This window comes from Streptococcus sp. HMSC34B10 (assembly GCF_001839505.1).
GTDB classification, from domain to species: Bacteria; Bacillota; Bacilli; order Lactobacillales; family Streptococcaceae; genus Streptococcus; species Streptococcus peroris.
The window spans coordinates 355571-376704 of record NZ_KV841556.1 but is presented as its reverse complement, the minus strand read 5'-3'; the positions used below and the strand labels follow the sequence as shown (position 1 = coordinate 376704).

At 39.1% G+C, this 21134-nt stretch carries 19 protein-coding genes, 2 tRNA genes and 1 pseudogene; 4 read left to right on the top strand and 18 right to left on the bottom strand.

Going from position 1 to position 21134, the window contains the following annotated elements; genetic code table 11:
• Positions 1 to 114 precede the first annotated feature (114 nt).
• From HMPREF3237_RS07460 to HMPREF3237_RS07380, 17 genes and pseudogenes are all read right to left on the bottom strand, one after another.
• Positions 115 to 187 (bottom strand) — tRNA-Thr (locus HMPREF3237_RS07460).
• Positions 188 to 233: 46 nt separating this feature from the next.
• Entirely contained in the window at positions 234 to 695 is a 462-nt protein-coding gene (locus HMPREF3237_RS07455; protein ID WP_025168641.1) for a GNAT family N-acetyltransferase, read from the bottom strand.
• Between the two features lie 38 nt (positions 696 to 733).
• Positions 734 to 1519 (bottom strand): ABC transporter permease, encoded by a 786-nt coding sequence (locus HMPREF3237_RS07450; RefSeq protein WP_006145314.1) that lies wholly within the window; start codon positions 1517 to 1519, stop codon positions 734 to 736.
• Position 1520: 1 nt separating this feature from the next.
• A complete protein-coding gene (locus HMPREF3237_RS07445) occupies positions 1521 to 2339 on the bottom strand; it encodes an ABC transporter permease (protein WP_070889378.1) in 819 nt (272 codons plus the stop codon).
• Position 2340: 1 nt separating this feature from the next.
• A complete protein-coding gene (locus tag HMPREF3237_RS07440; protein WP_070889377.1) occupies positions 2341 to 3333 on the bottom strand; it encodes an ABC transporter ATP-binding protein in 993 nt (330 codons plus the stop codon).
• 306 nt (positions 3334 to 3639) lie between these two features.
• Complete coding sequence (locus tag HMPREF3237_RS07435; RefSeq protein ID WP_070889376.1) at positions 3640 to 4185, bottom strand: histidine phosphatase family protein; 546 nt, start codon at positions 4183 to 4185, stop codon at positions 3640 to 3642.
• Between the two features lie 163 nt (positions 4186 to 4348).
• Positions 4349 to 5230 (bottom strand): class II fructose-bisphosphate aldolase, encoded by an 882-nt coding sequence (locus HMPREF3237_RS07430; protein WP_001019005.1) that lies wholly within the window; start codon positions 5228 to 5230, stop codon positions 4349 to 4351.
• Positions 5231 to 5365: 135 nt separating this feature from the next.
• A complete protein-coding gene (gene vncS, locus HMPREF3237_RS07425) occupies positions 5366 to 6697 on the bottom strand; it encodes a sensor histidine kinase VncS (protein WP_070889375.1) in 1332 nt (443 codons plus the stop codon).
• Positions 6694 to 7350 carry a response regulator transcription factor VncR gene (vncR, locus tag HMPREF3237_RS07420; RefSeq protein ID WP_070889374.1) on the bottom strand — a complete coding sequence of 219 codons (657 nt, stop codon included), beginning with the start codon at positions 7348 to 7350 and terminating at the stop codon, positions 6694 to 6696. Before vncR ends, vncS begins: the two co-directional genes overlap by 4 nt.
• A 70-nt stretch (positions 7351 to 7420) precedes the next feature.
• Positions 7421 to 8800, bottom strand: coding sequence for an ABC transporter permease subunit Vex3 (gene vex3 / locus HMPREF3237_RS07415; protein ID WP_070889373.1), 1380 nt, complete (start codon positions 8798 to 8800; stop codon positions 7421 to 7423).
• A gap of 47 nt (positions 8801 to 8847) precedes the next feature.
• Positions 8848 to 9495: an ABC transporter ATP-binding subunit Vex2 gene (vex2, locus tag HMPREF3237_RS07410; protein ID WP_004252438.1), complete on the bottom strand. Its 648-nt coding sequence runs from the start codon at positions 9493 to 9495 to the stop codon at positions 8848 to 8850.
• Between the two features lie 13 nt (positions 9496 to 9508).
• Positions 9509 to 10786 (bottom strand): ABC transporter permease, encoded by a 1278-nt coding sequence (locus tag HMPREF3237_RS07405; RefSeq protein WP_070889372.1) that lies wholly within the window; start codon positions 10784 to 10786, stop codon positions 9509 to 9511.
• A gap of 125 nt (positions 10787 to 10911) precedes the next feature.
• A pseudogene (locus HMPREF3237_RS07400) lies at positions 10912 to 11522 on the bottom strand (CPBP family intramembrane glutamic endopeptidase).
• A gap of 275 nt (positions 11523 to 11797) precedes the next feature.
• A tRNA-Leu gene (locus HMPREF3237_RS07395) sits at positions 11798 to 11883 on the bottom strand.
• A gap of 77 nt (positions 11884 to 11960) precedes the next feature.
• Positions 11961 to 12536 carry a cysteine hydrolase family protein gene (locus tag HMPREF3237_RS07390; protein WP_070889371.1) on the bottom strand — a complete coding sequence of 192 codons (576 nt, stop codon included), beginning with the start codon at positions 12534 to 12536 and terminating at the stop codon, positions 11961 to 11963.
• Positions 12536 to 13324, bottom strand: coding sequence for a GTP-sensing pleiotropic transcriptional regulator CodY (gene codY, locus HMPREF3237_RS07385; RefSeq protein ID WP_006145308.1), 789 nt, complete (start codon positions 13322 to 13324; stop codon positions 12536 to 12538). The genes HMPREF3237_RS07390 and codY overlap by 1 nt, the downstream gene beginning before the upstream one ends.
• Before the next feature lie 267 nt (positions 13325 to 13591).
• Complete coding sequence (locus tag HMPREF3237_RS07380) at positions 13592 to 15163, bottom strand: degradosome RNA helicase CshA (RefSeq protein ID WP_070889370.1); 1572 nt, start codon at positions 15161 to 15163, stop codon at positions 13592 to 13594.
• A gap of 317 nt (positions 15164 to 15480) precedes the next feature.
• Between HMPREF3237_RS07380 and HMPREF3237_RS07375 the strand changes: the two genes are divergently transcribed.
• From HMPREF3237_RS07375 to HMPREF3237_RS07360, 4 genes are all read left to right on the top strand, one after another.
• Complete coding sequence (locus HMPREF3237_RS07375) at positions 15481 to 16797, top strand: FAD-containing oxidoreductase (RefSeq protein WP_070889369.1); 1317 nt, start codon at positions 15481 to 15483, stop codon at positions 16795 to 16797.
• Positions 16798 to 16894: 97 nt separating this feature from the next.
• Positions 16895 to 18238 carry a lipid II isoglutaminyl synthase subunit MurT gene (gene murT / locus HMPREF3237_RS07370; protein WP_070889368.1) on the top strand — a complete coding sequence of 448 codons (1344 nt, stop codon included), beginning with the start codon at positions 16895 to 16897 and terminating at the stop codon, positions 18236 to 18238.
• Complete coding sequence (gene gatD / locus HMPREF3237_RS07365) at positions 18238 to 19020, top strand: lipid II isoglutaminyl synthase subunit GatD (protein ID WP_070889367.1); 783 nt, start codon at positions 18238 to 18240, stop codon at positions 19018 to 19020. The genes murT and gatD overlap by 1 nt, the downstream gene beginning before the upstream one ends.
• 114 nt (positions 19021 to 19134) lie before the next feature.
• Positions 19135 to 20217 (top strand): M24 family metallopeptidase, encoded by a 1083-nt coding sequence (locus HMPREF3237_RS07360; protein ID WP_070889366.1) that lies wholly within the window; start codon positions 19135 to 19137, stop codon positions 20215 to 20217.
• Between the two features lie 46 nt (positions 20218 to 20263).
• Here the strand turns inward: HMPREF3237_RS07360 and HMPREF3237_RS07355 are convergent, their stop codons facing one another.
• Entirely contained in the window at positions 20264 to 20806 is a 543-nt protein-coding gene (locus tag HMPREF3237_RS07355; protein WP_070889365.1) for a GNAT family N-acetyltransferase, read from the bottom strand.
• Between the last annotated feature and the right edge of the window lie 328 nt (positions 20807 to 21134).

The following is a 21134-nucleotide window of genomic DNA, read 5'->3' as shown; positions in this document are numbered from 1 at the left end:
ATAACAGAAATAAAAATCACAAACAATAGATTTTGTCTATGTGGTAAACATCATAGACTATGTGGTCAGAATTTTATAAAAAGAAAAAGAAGCCCAAATGGACATCTTTCACTTTGCCGATTGCAGGGATCGAACCTGTGACCTACGCGTTACGAGTGCGTTGCTCTACCAACTGAGCTAAATCGGCGATTACCACTTTAGTATAGCACTCTCAATTTTTTTGTCAAGAAGTTTTAAACGATTTTCTTTATCAAAACCTGACAAGGATTTTGAGGATCCCATAGTTGAGGAAAAATCTCTAATTTTTTAAAACCAACACTGCGATAAAAGACATTTGTTCGGTCATAATCTTGATTAGAGCCTTCTGCGACTGTTTTCACTTGTAAATAATCAACGTTTTTACGTGCTTCACTTTCTAAAGTAGCAAGCAATTGACTCCCAATTCCTCTACCTTGATGACATTTTTTTACACCGAGACAATCAATCTCTGCACAATCTTCACTAGAATAGGACAAGCTTACAAAGCCAAGCAAATCACCCTCCTGATAGGCAGCCCACACTTGCAAGTCCTTGGCTCCTTCGATGTAGGCTTGCGTGCTTTCTGGTATTCCAAACCATTCTGGCAAATCCTTTAAAACCTCCGCGACAACTGCCATTTTTTGATCTTCATTCTTGACTTCTTTAATTACAAACATCATAAGTTCCTTTCTTGATTTTAGTCTTACTCTAGTTCTTACGAACCAGCACTTTCGTAGGCATCTAGCCCCCTGTCCCAAAGTTTGAGGGAAATAACAAAGAAAACAAGAGAAATCAGAATCAAACCACCGATATTAAAGAAGACATCCTTGTCCTGCAAGAAATAGCTGGCAGGATAGTAGGCCGTAAAGGCGAAAGGTACAATAAAGCTAATTAACCAACGAAGGAGCGAATTGTAAATAGAAATAGGATACTTGGCAAAATCATTAAACATATAGAAAATGTAAATCATGGCACCTGACTGCTTGGTCCAAAAAGCGATGCTGGCTGTCGCAATTTTCAAGGAAGTATAAATCAAGGTCGCAAAAGGAATACAAACTAGAAAAAGCAGGAATTTGGGAAGAGTCCAAGCAATGCTAGTCGCCGTTGTCGCTAGTAAGATTCCACCGACCAAAAGTTCACCCAAGGCATCAATCTGAAAGGTCTCAACGAGGATGTGAAAAAGAGGATTAATAGGACGAGTCAGATACTTGTCAAACTCCCCTTTTCGAACTAGTCGTTGACCTAAAGCCCAGAGATTGTCAAAAAAAAGATGATCTAATCCCTTTGGAATTAAGGAAAATCCATAGATAAAGGCAATCTCTTGAAAGGTCCAACCTTCTAGCGAGGGGATGTGTTGAAAGATGACATTGAGAAACAAGAGGTTCAATCCTTGAGTCAGAAAGACTCCCAAGACACCAACCACAAAATCAACCTTGTACTCCATGATTTGCTTGATGTATTGTCTGATAAAAATCAGATGCATGCGTTGATATTTTTTCATCCTAACCTCCCTGAATGGTGATAAATGACTGGACTCGTTTCCAAATCAACTGAGACAAGCCCACCATCACTATAAGCCAGAAAAACTGAAGCAAAAGTGCTTGAAGAATCTGACTGGAATCGTATTTCCCAACAATGATCATAACCGGAGTGTAAATCAAGGATGAAAATGGCAAGAAGGACAGAATATCTGAAACGATTTTCGGAAAGAAAGCCAAGGGAATCAAACTGCCAGACATAAAGGCCACTATTGAAGTCTTGAGTAGATTGGAACCCCATAGATTTTTAAACACAAAGGCTGAAAATCCAAAGCAGATATTAAAGAAAAAGTTAATCAGATAAGCCAGAGTTAAGCTAAAGAGGTAAAGGACAGTTAATCCTAGCACTTCTACAATACCTTGCCCAGATATGATTTTCATCAAAACAATGACACTTAAAAATGGCAGCCCAACAGAGATAAAAATCAACCACTTGGAGCCAAGTTCGGTGAAAAGGTAAGAGGCCGCAAAATGCACTGGTCTAAGCAAGCGCATGATAATGGAGCCATCCTTGACCTCCTCCCCAATCATAAAGGAGCTATCAGACCTGGTCAACAGATTGGTCACAAAACTCATGATGATGTAGAGGGTGATATCTGCCATACTGAAGCCCTGAATCAAAGGCTCCTGGGAGGAGTCAAAGACAGCCTTCCATAGATAAAAAGCCACAAAAGCCCCCATGACATCACCAATCCGATAGAGAATAAAGTTGACTCGATAGGTAATCAACTCCTGAATCCCTGCATTGATAAAGGGTTTATAACGTCTCCACAATTTGACCATCTTAAAGCTCCTTTCGGTAGAAACGACGGATAATATCCTCAATATCCGTATCCACCATCTTCAAATCACGGACTTCAAAATCAGACAGGGTTTGCTTGATAATATCAGCTGATTGGTAGCGGGAACTATCAAATTCAATAGTCAGGCTATTTCCTTGTCTATCAATGGACATATCAGGCAAGCCTTCATAATGAGAGACGAGATGACCTTGACCTGGCGTCAGCTCAAAGGAAAGAGTCTTCATCTTGCCAAAGGTCCCCTTGAGCTGGCTAACCGTTCCATCAAAAATCTCTTGCCCCTTATCAATCATAAAGATCCGATCACAGAGTTGCTCAATATCACTCAAATCATGAGTAGTCAAGAGAATAGTTGTTTCTTCTTCTTGATTGATTTGAGTAATAGCCCGGCGAATGTTATCCTTGACCGACACATCCAAACCAATGGTTGGCTCATCTAAAAAGAGAACCTTAGGATTGTGAAGCAAGGAAGCCGCAATATCCGCCCGCATCCGTTGACCTAGTGAAAGAGTCCGCACAGGATCCTTGATAAATTCCTTCAAATCCAAAACTTCATTCAAAAAGTCCATGCGCTTACGGAAAAGCGAGTCTGGCACATCGTAAATCTCCTTCAAGACCGTGTAGGTCTCTTGCAATGCCAAATCCCACCATAGCTGGGTGCGTTGTCCGAAAACGACTCCAATATCCTTGACATAATCTTGGCGATTGTCCTGTGGAATCTTGCCGTTAATCCGACAAAAACCAGATGTCGGTTTTAAAATCCCTGTCAGCATTTTGATGGTGGTTGACTTCCCAGCACCATTTGCCCCGATAAATCCTAAAATCTGCCCTTTTGGAACTTCAAAAGTTAAATCCTTGACCGCTTCAAAGGTCTGCTTTTCAGGATGAATAAAGGAGCGCAAGGCTCCCTTTAACCCCGGCTCCTTAACTGTCTTCACAAAATTTTTCTGAAGATGTTCCACTTCTATCATTGCCATATTTATCTCCCTATCGTAAGAAGCAACATTGTATTTTTGACTACAAATATTTTAAATCCTTACTTTCTACACTTTCTCAATATTATTACAGAAGGCTTTACCTATTATAATCTAATAAAAAAAGGAATGCAAGCGTTTGCTTATAGATTATGAAATTAGAGATTTCTCTCTTAAAATGATACTTTTAATCAAAAATTCTGTTAAATAGTTTCCTTAAGACACCAAAAAACCTGCCCCTAGGGGCAGGCTACGAATAGTAAAAAGCAAACTATTTTGATCAATATGAATCACTATTGAATCAAAGTACTAATCTTTCATAATTCTTTTCACAATCCCATTTCTATCAATTAGAAAACAATCTGGAAAGGTCATCTGCTCCCATTTTTCATAATCAAAACTGGAATCAAAGTGATGTAGTAGTATTCCTATCAAATTCCCGTGTGAACTCAGTAAAATCGTCTTATCTGAGTATCTTCCTTCCAATTCCTCCAATAAATTTAGGATTCTCTTTAAAGCTACTTGATTTGATTCACCTCCTACAAAAGATTGATCTGGATTGTCCCATAAATATTTAATACTGTCCTCAAACTCAGAATCTTTTATAAAGGTTGAAGATAATTTTCGCTCTCGTAACCGATTATCAAGAACTATTTTATCAAATTGAATTGGCGAGCTATTAATCGTTTCAAATGCTCGTTTATAAGGACTAGAAAAATAATAATGAATATTAAAAGAATTCAAAAACTCTAACTGATCAAGAGATGAAACCCCTTTTTCTGACAAAGTTCTATTCAAATCATCACTTGAAAATCTTGAATGAGCATGTCTAAGTAAAATATAAGAATTATTCATGAATTATAATTACCCTGAAAATATATATTATATAAGGAGGAAAGTTGTTCTACAAGCTCATATTATCTTACTTAAGTATAATTGTCAAATAGATTCATTCATTTTACTCACACAAAAAACCCACCCTCAGGGGCAGGCTTCTATTTTGTTTAGTTCAGCTAGATTAAGCTTTACCTTCTGAACCGAATACGTCGATACGTTCTTCAACTGATGCTTGGATAGCTTTTACACCGTCAGCCAAGAATTTACGTGGGTCGAAGAGTTTTTTCTTGTCGTATTCTGCTTCGTTTGCTTCGTAGTCACGAGCAAATTTACGAGTTGCGTTAGCGAATGCGATTTGGCATTCAGTGTTAACGTTAACTTTAGCAACACCAAGTTTGATAGCTGCTTGGATTTGGTCGTCAGGAATACCTGATCCACCGTGCAATACGATTGGGAATCCTGGTACAGCTTCAGTCAATTTTTGCAAGTGGTCAAGGTGAAGACCTTTCCAGTTTGCAGGGTAAGGACCGTGGATGTTACCGATACCAGCCGCCAAGAAGTCGATACCAGTTGCAACCATTGCTTTAGCATCTTCGATTGGAGCCAATTCACCATCACCGATGATTCCGTCTTCTTCACCACCGATAGTTCCAACTTCAGCTTCTACTGATACACCATTTGCGTGAGCAAATTCTACAACTTTACGAGCTTTTTCAAGGTTTTCTTCAACTGGAAGGTGTGAACCGTCAAACATAACTGAAGTATAACCAACTTGAATACACTCAAGTGCATCTTCGTAGTGACCGTGGTCAAGGTGGATAGCTACTGGTACAGTGATACCCATTGATTCAACAAGGTTAGCGATCAAGTTGCGAGCAACTTTGTAACCACCCATGTATTTAGCAGCACCCATTGAAGTTTGGATCAAAACTGGAGCTTTTTTAGCTTCTGCTGCGCGCAAGATAGCTTGAGTCCACTCAAGGTTGTTTGTGTTAAATCCACCAACTGCATAACCGTTGTCACGAGCTGCTTGGACAAATTTTTCTGCTGAAACGATTGCCATTTTATCAGGCCTCCTGTATATTTTTATGGGATATCCCATTTACATTGTTCATTTTATCACTTTTTGATAAAAAAATCTAGTTTTTCCCATACTTTAGATTGAATTTCTTCCAATCAGATTGATGTAAACCCTTTCTTAATCACTTTCCGGATTGACCTGTGGTAGCTTCATGAAAAATACTAAGTGATTCTCATCTCTTTCAAAATAATAGTCAATTTCTTCGTTCTCTAATAAACTCTTGACCACAAATAGTCCCAAACCAGCTCCCTTACTTTGGCGACTAGAAGTTGTAAAGGATTGTTCAAACTTATCTTGCTCTTCTGTTGTACAGGCGTTTTCAATAAAAAACCAGTCATCTTCTGTCCCAATTTTTAGATAGCCACCTTGGATGGAATGCTTCACCGCATTACTGATAAGATTTGAAAGAATCAGCTTGAGTACCGAAGGATTTAGATAAACCTTCTGGTTAGTCAACTGATTCTCAATAGAGATTTCTCTCTCCTTGGCTAACAAGTCATAATCCATCAATAGGAGATTGGTCATATCCAGAAGGTTGATTTGCTCCTTCTTATCTCGTAATTCTTGCACCGAAGAAAGGGATAAAATCTGCTGAACATGGTGGCTTAAATCATCCACGATCCCCAAAGAAACACCCAGATAATAGTCGCGATCTTTATAGCGACCTATGTTTGCTTGCATGTTTTCCAAAAGGATTTTCAGACTAGCAAGAGGTGTTTTCAGTTCATGGGAAGCTCCTCGCAAAAACTCAACCTTCATCTTTTCTAACTGGAGGATGGATTCATTTTTCTCATGCAAGTCCGCAATGACGGTCAAGAGATGCTGATAGAGACTATTGATTTGCTCCTTGAGATTCCCAATCTCATCCTTGGAATCCACGCGCAATCTCACTTCTGCATCCAAGTCCATCATCCTTCGAGTTACTCGCTTGATTTCCAATATCGGAGCTACGATAGTTCTGGCATAGATATATGCAATCAGGAGTGAAATCAGAAAAGAAGCTAACAGAGTATAGGGTAGGAATTGCAGACTCATATCTTCTGCTTCTTTCTGCAAATCCATAGAAGCAATAAACTGTATGGTCAAGGTCTGATCATCCTTAGATTGGACCTCTCTTTCCTCAATGACCAAGGAGGCCGTCTGTCGATCTCTATCAATTGGAAGATTGTCCTTGACTTCTAACTTATCCTGAGTCATTTCACCCTTGATGGTTCCCTTTATATCGCTACTTTGAGAATAAAGTTCAAGTACTTCCTGGATAGTTTGACTGTCTTTTCCTTGGAGGGTTTGGGCAATTTCTGTTGCCTTCTGTCCGATACTCTCCTGACGATGACTGAGATAGGTAGTAGGAAAGAGGAAATAGATGGCCAAATGCAAACAAATGACTAAGGTACAGAATACCGAGAAGGTATAGATAAAAATCTTTTTAAATAAACTCAGTCTTTTCATGTTCTCTCCAATTTATAGCCGACATTCCGCACGGTAAGAATACAGTCTAAGTCTAGTTTTTTCCGTAGTTCCTTGATATAGACATCGATCACTCGGTCAAATGGAACCTCATCTGTCACCTTCCAAACAGCATCGATAATCTGCGACCGAGTTAAGGCTTTACCTTCATTTTTGACCAGATAATCTAAGATTTCTAGTTCTTTTGCATTCACAGGAACATCTTTCCCCGCTACACTAGCTCTATAACTGTCAAAATCAACCTTGGTATCCTTATAGGTAAAGGTACGACTTGCATCATAATAACGCTTGAAAATAGCATCTACTCGTACCTTTAACAAAGATAGGGAAAAAGGCTTTTCTAGATATCCATCTGCTAGTGAGGCAAAGGCACTCATTTTATACTCTTCGTCCTGAAAGGCTGTCAACATCAAGACTGGAACTTGGCTGGTCTTACGGATTTCTGACAAAACCTCTAAACCATTGAGTTTAGGCATTTGAATATCTAAGAGAACCAGAGCTATTTGGTGATTTGAAAATTGTTCTAAGGCTTCTTGACCATCTGCAGCCTGAATAGTTTCATAGCCACAATCCGCCAAGTAATCACTAATTCCCTCACGGATCATGTCTTCATCTTCTACAATTAGAATTTTCATATAAATCCTTTTCTATCAAAAATGCTACCTATATTATATCTCATTTGAGTGAGAATAGGTAGCAAGTTTTTTATTCACTATCCAACAAGAGTTCTTTTGGTTGTTTAAATAGGAGATTACTTGAAGCAAGTGCCATAACTAGTACCACTAGAACCAAGCCAAGTACAAAGATAATAGCAAAGTCAGAAGGTTGAATGGATATATCTAAACTTGAAAGAGTCTTGCTAAAGCCGTCCACTTCTGCACCACCACCAAGATTAGAGGCTTGGGCTGCCTTACTAGCTTGCTTAGCCACATCTGATGTGACATTGGCAAGAACTGTATTTCCAATAGCACGAGCTGTATAGTTGGCTAGGAAGTAGGCTGAAATAAGAGCTGGAATAGCAATCATAATTGCTTCTATGATAAATTGTCCCAGAATACTTACTTGTTTAAGACCAATGGAAAGAAGAATTCCAACTTCTTTACGACGGGCATTAATCCATAGCGTGAGTAAGAGAGCAAGCAGGAGAACCGAGAAGCTCAAGCTACCCCAGAAGAGGAGATTAGCCATCTTGTACATGCCTGAGATAGATTGTTCAAGAGCAGGATAGTTTGATGAACTCTTGATTAAGCTATACATCTTCCAGTTGATACCGTTGATGGATCCTATTTCTTGCATGACCGTATCGAGGTTCTTATCCCCAGCTACAAAGAAGGTAGCATCTCCATAGATAGCTGTATCTTCTGTATATCCATAGAGTTGGGCAGCTGTGTGAATATCTGTGATTGCTGTATTTTCATATAGTTCCTGTGAGTAGGTCACAGCAGATTTGTTATGTCCATCAAAAAGTCCTTTGATCGTTACTTCTACTGTTTCCTTGGCTCCTTTTTCATTATCTGCATCGTAGATATTAGAGTCGAGTTTAACCTTATCCCCTACCTTCCAGCCGTGTTTAGCAGCCAAGTCTTTGTGCATGAGAATCTGGTATTTGTCATCGTTTGTTAAATGTTCTCCTTCGACCAGTTTGTAAGAGCCTGACACAAACTTGTCTTCTTTAGAAGAGTCATTGACACCTGTTATCATCAAGCTACTTCCAAAACGTTGAGCTCGATCTGCAGTTAGATTTTTCTTGGTTTCAGGCGTTTCAATCAGTTCATAGCCTGTCAAATCACCGATAGCATTAATCCGTTTGATGTAGGATTCAATGGCCTTGTTCTCGGTAATTTTTTTGATATCTTCACCCTTGATATTCCCCGCACCACGTGGAGTTCCTTGATTGACCCTACGATTGATTTGCATGGAGAAACTATTGGTAATATTTTTAAAGGTTTCTTGAGAAGCCTTGGCTGTTGCTCCCTTTATTGATAAGCCGACCAAACTCAAACTAGCCATCAAGAGAATGATAAGAAAGATCACAAGCGACTTGAAAAATTTTCTTGTGACATAGGCAAATGCGTTGTGTAACATAAGATTCCTTTCTAGATTTACTTCAGTTTTTAATATGTTTAAAAGTTTTAGTTACTATTTTTTCTTGTTTCAGTCAGTTTCTTGTCCTTCAATTCCAGTGTAATATCTGATGCTTGTGCTACTTCCTTGCTGTGGGTCACAACGATTACACACTTGCCTGTTTTCTCAGCGAGAGATTTGAGCAAATCGATGATATCTCCAGCAGTCTTAGGATCCAAGTTTCCTGTTGGTTCATCTGCTAAAATCACTGGCGCCTCAGATACCAAACTACGAGCAATGGCAACACGTTGTTGCTGCCCACCTGATAATTGGAGAACATTCCGCTTGATTTGACTTTCATCTAAACCAAGTTCAAGAAGCGTATCCTTGCTAGCTTTTTTATTAACCAAGCGGATATTTTCCAATGGAGAAAGATAATCAATCAAGTTATAGTTTTGGAAAACCAAAGAGATATGGTGCATGCGATGATAAGAATAACCTTGTTCACGAATATCCTTGCCTTCGAATAGGATAGCACCTTCGACTGGGCTATCAAGTCCTGCTAATAGAGATAAGAGTGTTGACTTCCCAGCTCCTGATTCTCCGATAATACTATAAAACTTACCAGGTTCAAAATCGTAATTGATTTTATATAATACTGCTTCTGCAGTGTTCTTGTAACGATAAGTAAGATCTTGTAATTGTAGTAAAGTCATGATTTCTCCTTTATTAACTGATGGATGATAAAATTTCCTTAGGTGATTTTCTAAATAAAAAGATAAAACAAAGTGCAACTGACAAGGAGCTAATCACAAGTAGAAAGACGTAAGATTCTCCAAATGATTGGATACTGGTTGAAAGATTAGTCGCTTTGGCCAGTGTATCTTGTAGTGCAGCTTGGTCACCGCTTGCTAGTACAGTCTTCAAGAGATAGGAAGTAATAGCATTCCCAGCCACAAATGCTGGCAGAATAGCTGCCAATGAAACTATGATGACTTCCAGGCAGAATTGGCTAAAGATTGCTCCTTTTCCCTTCCCTAGTGCCAATAAAATACCAACTTCGTAGACTCGCTCTCGTAACCAAAGTGACAAGACCAATATCAGCGCCCCTACACCAGCAATCATAATGCCATAGAGGAAAATCTGTAAGAAGGTTTGGAAGGTCGAAACGGAATCCTTGATTTGTTCAAAGGCCTTATTTTCCTTTTCAACTTGGAACCCTTGGTTTTCCAGGGATAACTTTTCAACCTCTTGAATGATACCATCCATATCTTTTGGATTTTCAAGATAGAAACGGGCTGCAGTAACTTGAGCTTCCTTGTTGCCAAGTAAATTTTGGCTACTTTCGTAGTCTGTATAGACCGTATTTTCACTAAAGTCTGATGATAGACCGGTAAATTTCTCTTGCTTCTGACCTGAGAAAACACCTACGATTTCATAATCTAGTGTTTGTCCACTGTTTCCTCCTACTTGAGCAGGGTTTAAGCTAATCTTCTCTCCTACTTTTAGATTGTTTTTCTTGGCTAAATCTTCGTGGATTAAGATTTTTTTTCGATCCCCTTTTTCGATATGTCTTCCTTCTATAAGGCTAAAGGCGGAACTTGTAAAAGCAACATCCTTGGAAGAATCTTCCAAAGCAATCAAACTGATAAGATTTTTTTCAGCCTCTGTCAAATCATCCCTTTGGATACTTTGTTCCCCAGTAACAACTTCTTTGTCAGTCAACTTAGCTATTGTCTCTAGCTCAGGTGAAATCTTCTCAAGACCCTTTATCTTTTTAAGGTCATCTAGTTGAGACAGTTGAAAAGTCTGATCTGCTTCGATTTTTTTAATCGAAAACGATGTATTCAGTGAGCGATAAAGATTATTTTCTACTGTTTTGTTGGACTTCATAAGCGTCAAACAAGCCGATATTCCTGCCAATAAAACAAATAGAATCAAAAATAATATGAGACTTCTCAGTCGTTTTCTGCTGACATAAGCCCAAGCTCTTTGAGTGGGATTCATATAGCACCTCCATATTTGTAAATCCATTATAATATTCAAATATGAAATGTTTATGAAAAAAGAAAAATTTTTGAAATAAAATAAGCCAGTATTTCTACTGACTTTATATTTATAAATCCCCCAGATTAAAACAGAGAAAATGCAGCAACTATCCCAGAGAAAATGTTAGCTAAAGCATGTATGATCCAACTCGTAAAAATAGAGCCTCCAGCTTTTTTCTCATTGACAAAGCCTAAATAAGCAGCGATTACTCCTGTAAACAAGGTAATAAAAAGAGTAATTTCTATAGATACGAGTGAGACAAATAATATTCCATGAATCAAACCAAAAGCGATAGCCTGTATCGTATTTGCAAAGAAAAATGGCATATGATTAACTAATCGTTTTAATAAAAACCCTCTAAATAAAAGTTCCTCAGGCAAAGAAGTCTGTAAAAAACTATAAATTAGTATACTTGGCAAATCTTTAAGACCCATATCGGAAAATGCCGAAGTAGCCGTTTCTATACTACGTGTTAGAGGAAAGATAAACATAGAAAAAATTGTAAACAGGAGAAAGCCACCAATTATCCATGCGATAAGATAAGAATCTTCAACCCTTTAATAGCTTTTAAACCAATCCATTCCATAAATGGGACTTTCCCCCTCGCAGTCAGAAACCACCAGATATAAGGTAGTAAAATAATAAAGAGAATTTGAATAAATGCGCTCATTATTCGTTGAAGTTCATTAACCATCGTAATCCTCCTTTACATTTTTGAAATGCCTATTTTAAATCAGGGAATACAAGTCTTTAACCATGAAATCTTTCCCAATAATAACCATTATAAAATAGGATAGATTAAACTTTTCTACACTACTCTCTCTATTTTTTTAATACTGATTTCTTTTCCTTCTTTTCTATCTATATTGTAACACTTTTTAAAAGAAAACAAAAAACATACAAAAAAACTATCCTGTATGTTTTTCAATATACATCTTTCAAAAAAATAAAAAGCTAGCTCATCTACTATGCGGAGAGAGGGACTTGAACCCTCACGACCTAAAGCGGTCACAGGATCCTTAGTCCTGCGCGTCTGCCAATTCCGCCATCCCCGCGTCGATTACTGTACTAGTATATCAACTTTCCCAAATCTTGTCAATACTTTTTTCATATTTTTACATATCTATGAAAATTATTCAGTTATTTCATTTAAATTTTCATCAAGCAACTTGGCTCCTAAGGTATTCTTGAAGTGAGATAGCGCAAATTGATGATTTTCAGGCCAAATAGAAGCGACAGCCGGTTTGACAATTTCAATCTGATAGCCAAGATTGTATGCATCAATAGCTGTGTGGAGAACACAAATGTCTGTTAAAACGCCTGTCAAAATGACAGTATCTACACGACGCTCTCTTAGACGAATATCCAAATCTGTCCCTGAAAAGGCTGAATAGTGACGCTTATCCATCCAGAAAACACGACTATCATTAGCATGCTCCTGATAGAAGTCTGCTAACTTTCCATACAAATTGCGTCCACTGGTCCCAATGATGTTATGAGGTGGGAAGAGTTTACTTTCCGGATGAAAAACATCGTTTTCCTCATGAGCATCAATCGTAAAGAAGATATAGTCCCCGCGCTCAAAAGCTTTCCTTGTCACCTGATAGATAGTATCTGAAATAGCTTGCGCTGGAGCACCAGCAGTCAATTTTCCATCATCTGCAACAAAATCTTCCGTGTAGTCAATCGAAATCAAAGCCTTGGTCATTAGTAATCCCTCTTCTTCACTTCTTCAAATATATCTGGAATCAATACTTTAAGATAGGTTCCCTTCATACCCAGAGATCGGCTTTCAATAATTCCTGCTGACTCAAGTTTACGTAGGGCGTTGACAATCACTGAACGTGTAATACCGATTCGGTCTGCAATAACTGACGCAGTCAACTGACCTTCGTTACCATTTAGTTCTCCTAAAATAGCAGATACTGCTCTAAGTTCAGAGTAAGATAGGGTGTTTACTGCCATCGTTACTGCTGTACGACGACGAATATTTTTTTCATCTTCTTCCCTTTGGAAATTGAGAAGTTGAATCCCAACTACAGTGCTTGAAATCTCAACAAGAATCAAATCATCATCTTCAAATTTCTTATCGTTACGCCAAATAATCAAAGATCCTAAACGAATTCCTGAGACATGAATTGGAGCAATAGTTGTCAATCCATCAGGAAAATCAGCACGACTCTCAGTCGGAAAAATAGTCAAGTCATGCTCTACTGGAAGGTTTGCTTCCGTATCATAAATCATGTTAGCGCCTTGAATATAGTCATCTGGGAAAATCTTTGATTGGAAAAATTGCTCTACACGGTCATTATTGGTTTTGTAGCGCATAAAATATCCCAAAAGTCGGCCTTTACTATTCACAATACAGGCATTGCAATGGATAATATCAGCCAACTGACGGGTAATGGCATTATAAGGTAAATCATCTTGGAATTGTTCCTCAGAACGTTTCAACATAGATGTAATTTTTCTTGTTTTTTCTAATAAGTTTGCCATAACTCACCTCGCATTTAATCCCTATTATTATAACATAAAGAAAGCGATTTTTCAATAATTATCTGAAAATTGTTTATTGAATTGCAATTCTCTTTTGTTTGGAAATTTTTGATATTTTTTGAATATTTTTATTGACAAAGCTATTCTTTTTTGATAATATAATATTACAAGATAACAAATATATAAATCCTTTGATGTGTATGAGTATTTCTAATGTAGGTCTCCTTATATATAAAAAAACAATCCATTTATTGGATTGTTTTTTTATTATTTGTCACCTTTGTTGCGGATTACAAAGCCGTTTTTCTTTTCACTTGAGGTACGATGTGGGCGTTTGTTTCCTTTTCCTTCAAAGTCTCGGCTATTTTTATTGGACTTCCGTTTGAAATCACGGCGTCCACCATCACGGTCTTCTCTATGATTTCGATCACGGCGTTTGTCTCCACGGTAGCCATTTCCACGACCACCTTTGCCCTTACCACCAAAACCACCACCAGATGGTTTAAATGGCAATGGTTTTTCACGCGCGATTTCCACTTCTGGAAGACTGTCTGGATCTTGAACTGTTAAGCTGAGGATATACATGGCCAATTCTTCAGGACTAAATTCTACCGCGAGTTTGCGCGCATCCTTAACAAATTTGTCGAAGTTTCCACGAATAGTCTCATCTGCAAAGTCACGTTCGATTTTCTTAAGTGCCACGTGCTTTTTAGCTTGGAAGGCTTCTTCTGCTGTCGCTGGTTTCAAGCCTTTCATACGCTTCTTAGTCAAGTTCTCGATAATTTGGAGATAACCCATTTCATTTGGAGCTACAAAAGTAATGGACTGGCCTGACTTACCGGCACGACCTGTACGGCCAATACGGTGAACATAGCTTTCAGGGTCTTGAGGAATATCATAGTTGTATACATGAGTCACTCCTGAGATATCTAAACCACGAGCTGCGACATCTGTTGCGACGAGAACATCAAGATTGCCATTTTTAAAATCGCGAAGAACTCGAAGACGTTTGTTTTGGTCAAGGTCTCCATGAATCCCTTCTGCTCGGAAGCCACGGATTTTCAAACCGCGAGTCAACTCATCCACACGGCGTTTGGTACGACCAAATACGATTGCAAGTTCTGGTTGTTCTACATCCATGAGACGAGTCATGGTGTCAAATTTTTCTTGTTCCTTAACACGGATATAGTACTGGTCTACGAGTTCTGTTGTCAATTCCTTAGCAGCAATCTTCACATGCTCAGGTTCTTTCATGAACTGAACCCCGATGCGTTTGATAGGCTCTGGCATAGTTGCTGAGAAAAGTAAGGTTTGGCGATTCTCAGGTACACGAGAGATGATGGCTTCGATATCTTCAAGAAAGCCCATGTTAAGCATTTCATCTGCTTCGTCAAGGATAAGAGTTTCAATGTCCTGTAGTTTCAAGGCCTTGCGTTTGATCAAGTCTAGAAGACGACCAGGCGTTCCAACTACGATATGAGCTCCTGATTTAAGTGCCTTGATTTGTTTTTCGATACTTGAACCACCATAAACAGAACGGACTTTTACACCCTTGCTTCGCCCAAAGCGGAAAAGTTCTTCTTGACTTTGAACAGCTAGTTCACGAGTGGGAGCGATGACCAAAGCTTGAATGGTCGCTTCTTCGGTGCGGATTTTTTCGAGAGTTGGGAGTCCAAAAGCTGCAGTTTTCCCCGTACCAGTCTGAGCTTGACCAATTACATCTTTTCCTTCTAGAGCCAATGGAATGGTTTGCTCTTGGATAGGACTTGCTTCTACAAATCCTGCTTTATCAACTTCTGCTAAAAGGTCAGCAGAAAGATTAAATTCATTAAATTTCACGTTTTTCTTCTTTCTAAAGGTGGTGCGAAGCCACCCTATGGCGCTTTCTTTATACTTTTCTATTTATGACGTATTTTCATACTTCCTATATGACAAATCGTGTTGCTTCTTTTCCACAAAAGAAAAGTATTGCTATCTTTGCAACCTATCTAGTATAACACAAGAAATGAGTAAAAGATAGTCTGACCCCCTTATAAAATGACCAAATTCATTATTGCTAAAAAGTGAAGAAATCAGCCCACTCAATTTTCCGTAGCAGATTTGTGAAAAAATTTTTTTCTTGTGCTAGAATGAAATTCGAAAAGGAGGATTTTTAAATGTTAACATACGATTTAATTGTCATTGGATTTGGGAAAGCTGGTAAGACACTAGCTGGTAAAATGGCTTCAGCTGGTAAAAAAGTTGCCCTCATTGAACGCAGCAAGGCTATGTACGGGGGAACTTGTATCAATATTGCTTGTATCCCTACTAAAACTTTACTCGTAGCTGCTGAAAAAGGCTTGTCATTTGATCAAGTCATGGAGACCAAAAACACCGTTACCACAAGACTCAATGGTAAAAACTATGCTACTGTAGCAGGTACAGGTGTCGATATTTTAGATGCGGAAGCTCACTTTGTTTCGAACAAGGTCATCGAAATCCAAGCTGGTGATGAAAAACAAGAACTAACTGCTGAAACCATCGTCATCAATACTGGTGCTGTTTCAAATGTATTACCAATTCCAGGTCTTGCAACAAGCAAGAATGTCTTTGATTCAACAGGTATCCAAAACTTAGAACAATTACCAGAAAAACTTGGTGTACTTGGTGGCGGAAACATTGGTCTTGAATTTGCTGGTCTTTACAATAAACTTGGAAGTAAGGTAACTGTCTTGGATGCTCTAGATACCTTCTTACCTCGTGTAGAACCTTCTATCTCAGCTCTTGCTAAGAAATACATGGAAGAAGACGGTATTGAATTGCTTCAAAACGTTCATACTACTGAAATCAAAAACGACGGTGACCAAGTCCTTGTCGTAACTGAAAACGAAACTTACCGTTTTGATGCTCTTCTCTACGCAACTGGACGTAAACCAAATGTGGAACCACTTCAACTTGAAAACACTGATATCCAACTAACTGAACGTGGTGCTATCAAAGTAGATAAACATTGTCAAACAACTGTTCCTGGTGTCTTTGCAGTCGGTGATGTCAATGGTGGACCTCAATTTACCTACGTTTCACTTGATGACTTCCGTGTTGTTTATAGCTATCTTGCTGGAGATGGTAGCTACACTCTTGAAGACCGTCTCAACGTACCAACCACCATGTTTATCACACCCGCTCTTTCTCAAGTCGGTTTGACTGAAAGCCAAGCGGCTGATTTGAAACTTCCATACGCAGTCAAAGAAATGCCTGTTGCTGGAATGCCTCGTGGTCATGTCAATGGAGATCTTCGTGGTGCCTTCAAAGCCGTTGTCAACACTGAAACAAAAGAAATTCTCGGTGCTACTATCTTCTCTGAAGGTTCACAAGAAATCATCAACATCATTACTGTTGCTATGGATAATAAGATTCCATACACTTACTTCACAAAACAAATCTTCACTCACCCAACCTTGGCTGAAAACTTGAATGATTTGTTTGCGATTTAACCTAAGATACACTTATTAAAAAGCAACCCACCTAGGGTTGTTTTTTTATCCAAAATCTCAAATCCGTCTTTTTAAGCATTTATGATATAATAGAAACATGAAATTAAAAACTACTTTGGGCCTTCTTGCTGGGCGTTCTTCTCATTTTATTTTGAGTCGTCTTGGACGTGGAAGCACGCTCCCTGGAAAACTTGCCCTTCAACTTGATAAAGATATTTTACAACATTTAGCGAAGAACTATGAGATTGTTGTAGTAACTGGTACTAATGGGAAAACCTTGACGACCGCTCTTACTGTCGGTATCCTAAAGGAAATTTACGGTCAAGTGTTAACCAATCCAAGTGGTGCCAACATGATCACAGGGATTACGACTACTTTCTTGACTGCAAAATCTTCAAAAACTGGAAAAAATATTGCAGTTCTTGAAATCGACGAAGCTAGTCTCTCACATATCTGTGACTACATCCAGCCTAGTCTTTTCGTTATCACCAATATCTTCCGTGACCAGATGGACCGCTACGGTGAGATTTATACGACCTACAACATGATTTTGGATGCTATTCGAAAAGTTCCTACTGCTACTGTGCTCCTTAACGGTGACAGTCCACTCTTCTACAAGCCTGCAATTCCAAATCCTGTTCAATATTTTGGCTTTGATTTGGAAAAAGGTCCAGCAAAGCTTGCTCACTACAACACCGAAGGTATTCTCTGCCCTGACTGTCAAAGTATTCTGAAATATGAGCTCAATACTTATGCCAACTTGGGAGCCTATATCTGCGAAAACTGTGGATGTAAACGTCCTGACTTAGACTACCGTCTGACAGAATTGGTTGAGTTGACCAACAATCGTTCTCTCTTTGTTATCGATGGTCAAGAATACGGTATCCAAATCGGTGGACTCTACAACATCTACAACGCTCTCGCTGCGGTGGCTATCGCGCGTTACCTTGGTGCTGATTCTCAACTGATTAAACAAGGATTTGATAAGAGTCGTGCTGTATTTGGTCGCCAAGAAACCTTCCATATCGGTGACAAGGAATGTACACTGGTCCTCATCAAGAATCCTGTTGGTGCTACCCAGGCTATCGAAATGATCAAACTAGCTCCTTACCCATTTAGTCTTTCTGTTCTCCTCAATGCAAATTATGCGGACGGGATTGATACCAGCTGGATTTGGGATGCTGACTTTGAGCAAATTACTGATATGGACATTCCTGAAATCAACGCGGGTGGTGTTCGTCATTCTGAAATCGCTCGTCGTCTTCGAGTAACTGGTTACCCAGCTGATAAAATCACTGAGACAAGCAGTCTGGAACAAGTTCTCAAAACAATCGAAGCTCAAGACTGCAAGCATGCCTATATCCTTGCGACTTACACGGCTATGCTAGAATTCCGAGAATTACTAGCAAATCGTCAGATTGTTAGAAAGGAGATGAACTAATGGTTTATACTTCACTTTCCTCAAAAGATGGCAATTATCCTTACCAACTAAATATCGCCCACCTCTATGGGAATCTCATGAACACCTACGGAGATAATGGGAATATCCTCATGCTCAAGTACGTCGCTGAAAAGCTGGGTGCACATGTAACAGTTGATATCGTTTCGCTTCATGATAATTTCGATGAACATCACTACGATATTGCCTTTTTCGGCGGTGGCCAAGACTTTGAACAAAGTATCATTGCTGGTGATTTGCCTGCTAAAAAAGAAAATATCGACAAGTTTATCCAAAATGATGGTGTCGTCCTAGCTATCTGCGGTGGCTTCCAACTATTGGGCCAATATTATGTTGAAGCTTCCGGAAGACGCATTGAAGGTCTTGGCGTCATGGGACATTACACACTCAACCAAACCAACAACCGCTTTATCGGTGACATTAAAATTCATAACGAAGAATTTGATGAAACCTACTATGGCTTTGAAAACCACCAAGGTCGCACCTTCCTATCTGATGACCAAAAACCACTCGGTCAGGTTGTTTACGGAAATGGAAACAACGAAGAAAAGGTCGGTGAAGGTGTTCACTATAAAAACGTCTTTGGTTCATATTTCCACGGGCCTATTTTATCCCGTAATGCAAACTTAGCCTATCGCTTAGTCACTACTGCCCTCAAGAAAAAATACGGTCAGGACATCGTCCTTCCCGCCTATGAAGATATTCTTAGTCAAGAAGTTGCTGAAGAATACAGCGATGTTAAAAGTAAGGCCGAATTCAACTAATATTCCTATTCCAACATGCTATCAGCTGTTGGAATTTTTTTATGCTTTTTCTCCTTCTTCCTTGCATTTTTTTCCATTTTTTGCCAAAATAGAGGGGTAGAAAGAAGGTAGCTTATGTCTAAATTACAACAAATTGAAACATATCTTGAATCAGAAAAACTAGACGTCGCTGTCGTATCTGACCCCGTCACAATTAACTATCTCACTGGCTTTTACAGTGACCCACACGAACGCCAAATGTTCCTCTTTGTCCTTAAAGGCCAAGAACCTCTACTCTTTGTTCCCGCGCTAGAGGTTGAGCGTGCAACCAGTACCGTATCATTCCCAGTTGTTGGCTATGTTGACTCTGAAAATCCTTGGAAAAAAATTCAAAACGCCTTGCCACAAGTTGAATTTAAACGTGTTGCTGTTGAGTTTAGCAACCTTATCTTGACCAAGTATCATGGCCTCCAATCAGTATTTGGAAAAGCTGAATTTGAAAACTTAACACCATTGATCCAACGGATGCGCCTCATCAAATCTGCCGATGAAGTCAAAAAAATGATGGTAGCTGGTCAGTATGCAGACAAAGCTGTAAGAGTTGGCTTTGATAATATTTCATTAGATAAAACTGAAACAGATATTATAGCTCAAATCGACTTTGCATTGAAACAAGATGGTTATGAAATGAGTTTTGATACTATGGTCTTAACAGGAAACAATGCTGCAAACCCTCATGGTATCCCTGCTGCTAACAAGGTTGAAAACGATGCTCTTCTCCTCTTTGACCTCGGTGTGATGGTCAATGGTTATGCATCAGATATGACTCGTACAGTTGCTGTTGGTAAGCCAGACCAATTCAAGAAAGATATTTACAACTTGACTCTTGAAGCTCAACAAGCTGCCCTTGACTTTATCAAACCTGGTGTGACAGCTCATGAAGTCGACCGTGCTGCTCGTGAAGTGATTGAAAAAGCTGGCTACGGTGAGTATTTCAACCACCGTCTCGGTCACGGTATCGGTATGGATGTGCATGAATTCCCATCCATCATGGAAGGAAACGACATGATCATCGAAGAAGGTATGTGCTTCTCTGTTGAACCTGGTATTTACATCCCTGGTAAAGTCGGCGTTCGTATCGAAGACTGTGGTGTTGTTACTAAAGACGGTTTTGACCTCTTTACAAGCACCAGCAAAGATTTGCTTTACTTTGATTAAAAGGTATTTTATAAAAAATAAGATGGAAAAGCTTCACTTTTCCATCTTATTTTTTGATTTGGTAATACATTTTATCAGCTTTATAGCCTTTTCGTTCAACTGCATTTGGAACAGTTTTCCAAAAAGTCATACCTGCTTTTTCCATGACACGACCCGATGCAGGATTTAAACTTACGTAACAAGCATCAACTTGTTCAAATCCAATCTCATGCAAACAGAATGACAAAACAGCCTTCAAGGCTTCCGTCATGAGCCCTCGACCCCAGTAGTCCATGCCTAAGATATAGCCGATTTCACAACTAGAGTTTTCTTCATCGACACTAACAAGACTGATATCTCCGATAACATAGTCTGGATTTTCTTTGAAACAAATAGCCCATTTGTAGTAATTTGGTTCATCATAGGATTTTACCCAATTGCCAATAGAATTCCGAGTCTGTTCAACATTTAAGTGTGGATCCCAAGTCACATAAGTCAGATTTTCTGATCGTGAGGCCCAATTTTCAAACATGGCTTGAGCATCAGTTTCCACAAATCTCCTCAAAATCAATCGTTCTGTCTCTATAGTTTGTGTTCCTAGTTCTTTCATAATCGTAACTCGCTTTCTATTTTATGGATTGGTTCAAACTTGCATTGACCTATCTCACTCTCCTAATTTAAGTTATAAAGTGAAAAAGGTCCTCCGGACCTTCTTCGCTTTTCTATTTTCAGGCTCGGGGTAAAAACACTACACTCATAAACATTGAGAAAACAACAGTCTCCTCTAATTTCATGACGCAGTCGCTGTCTGGCTTGAAATGCACTTTGTCAAGTTTGTTCAAGCCTAGTCATCGTTGCGGGGGTGAGACAACGAAATCAAACTCTTCGAGTTACCGGACCTTCCTCGTTTTCCCCTTTCAAGACTCGGGGTAAAAACT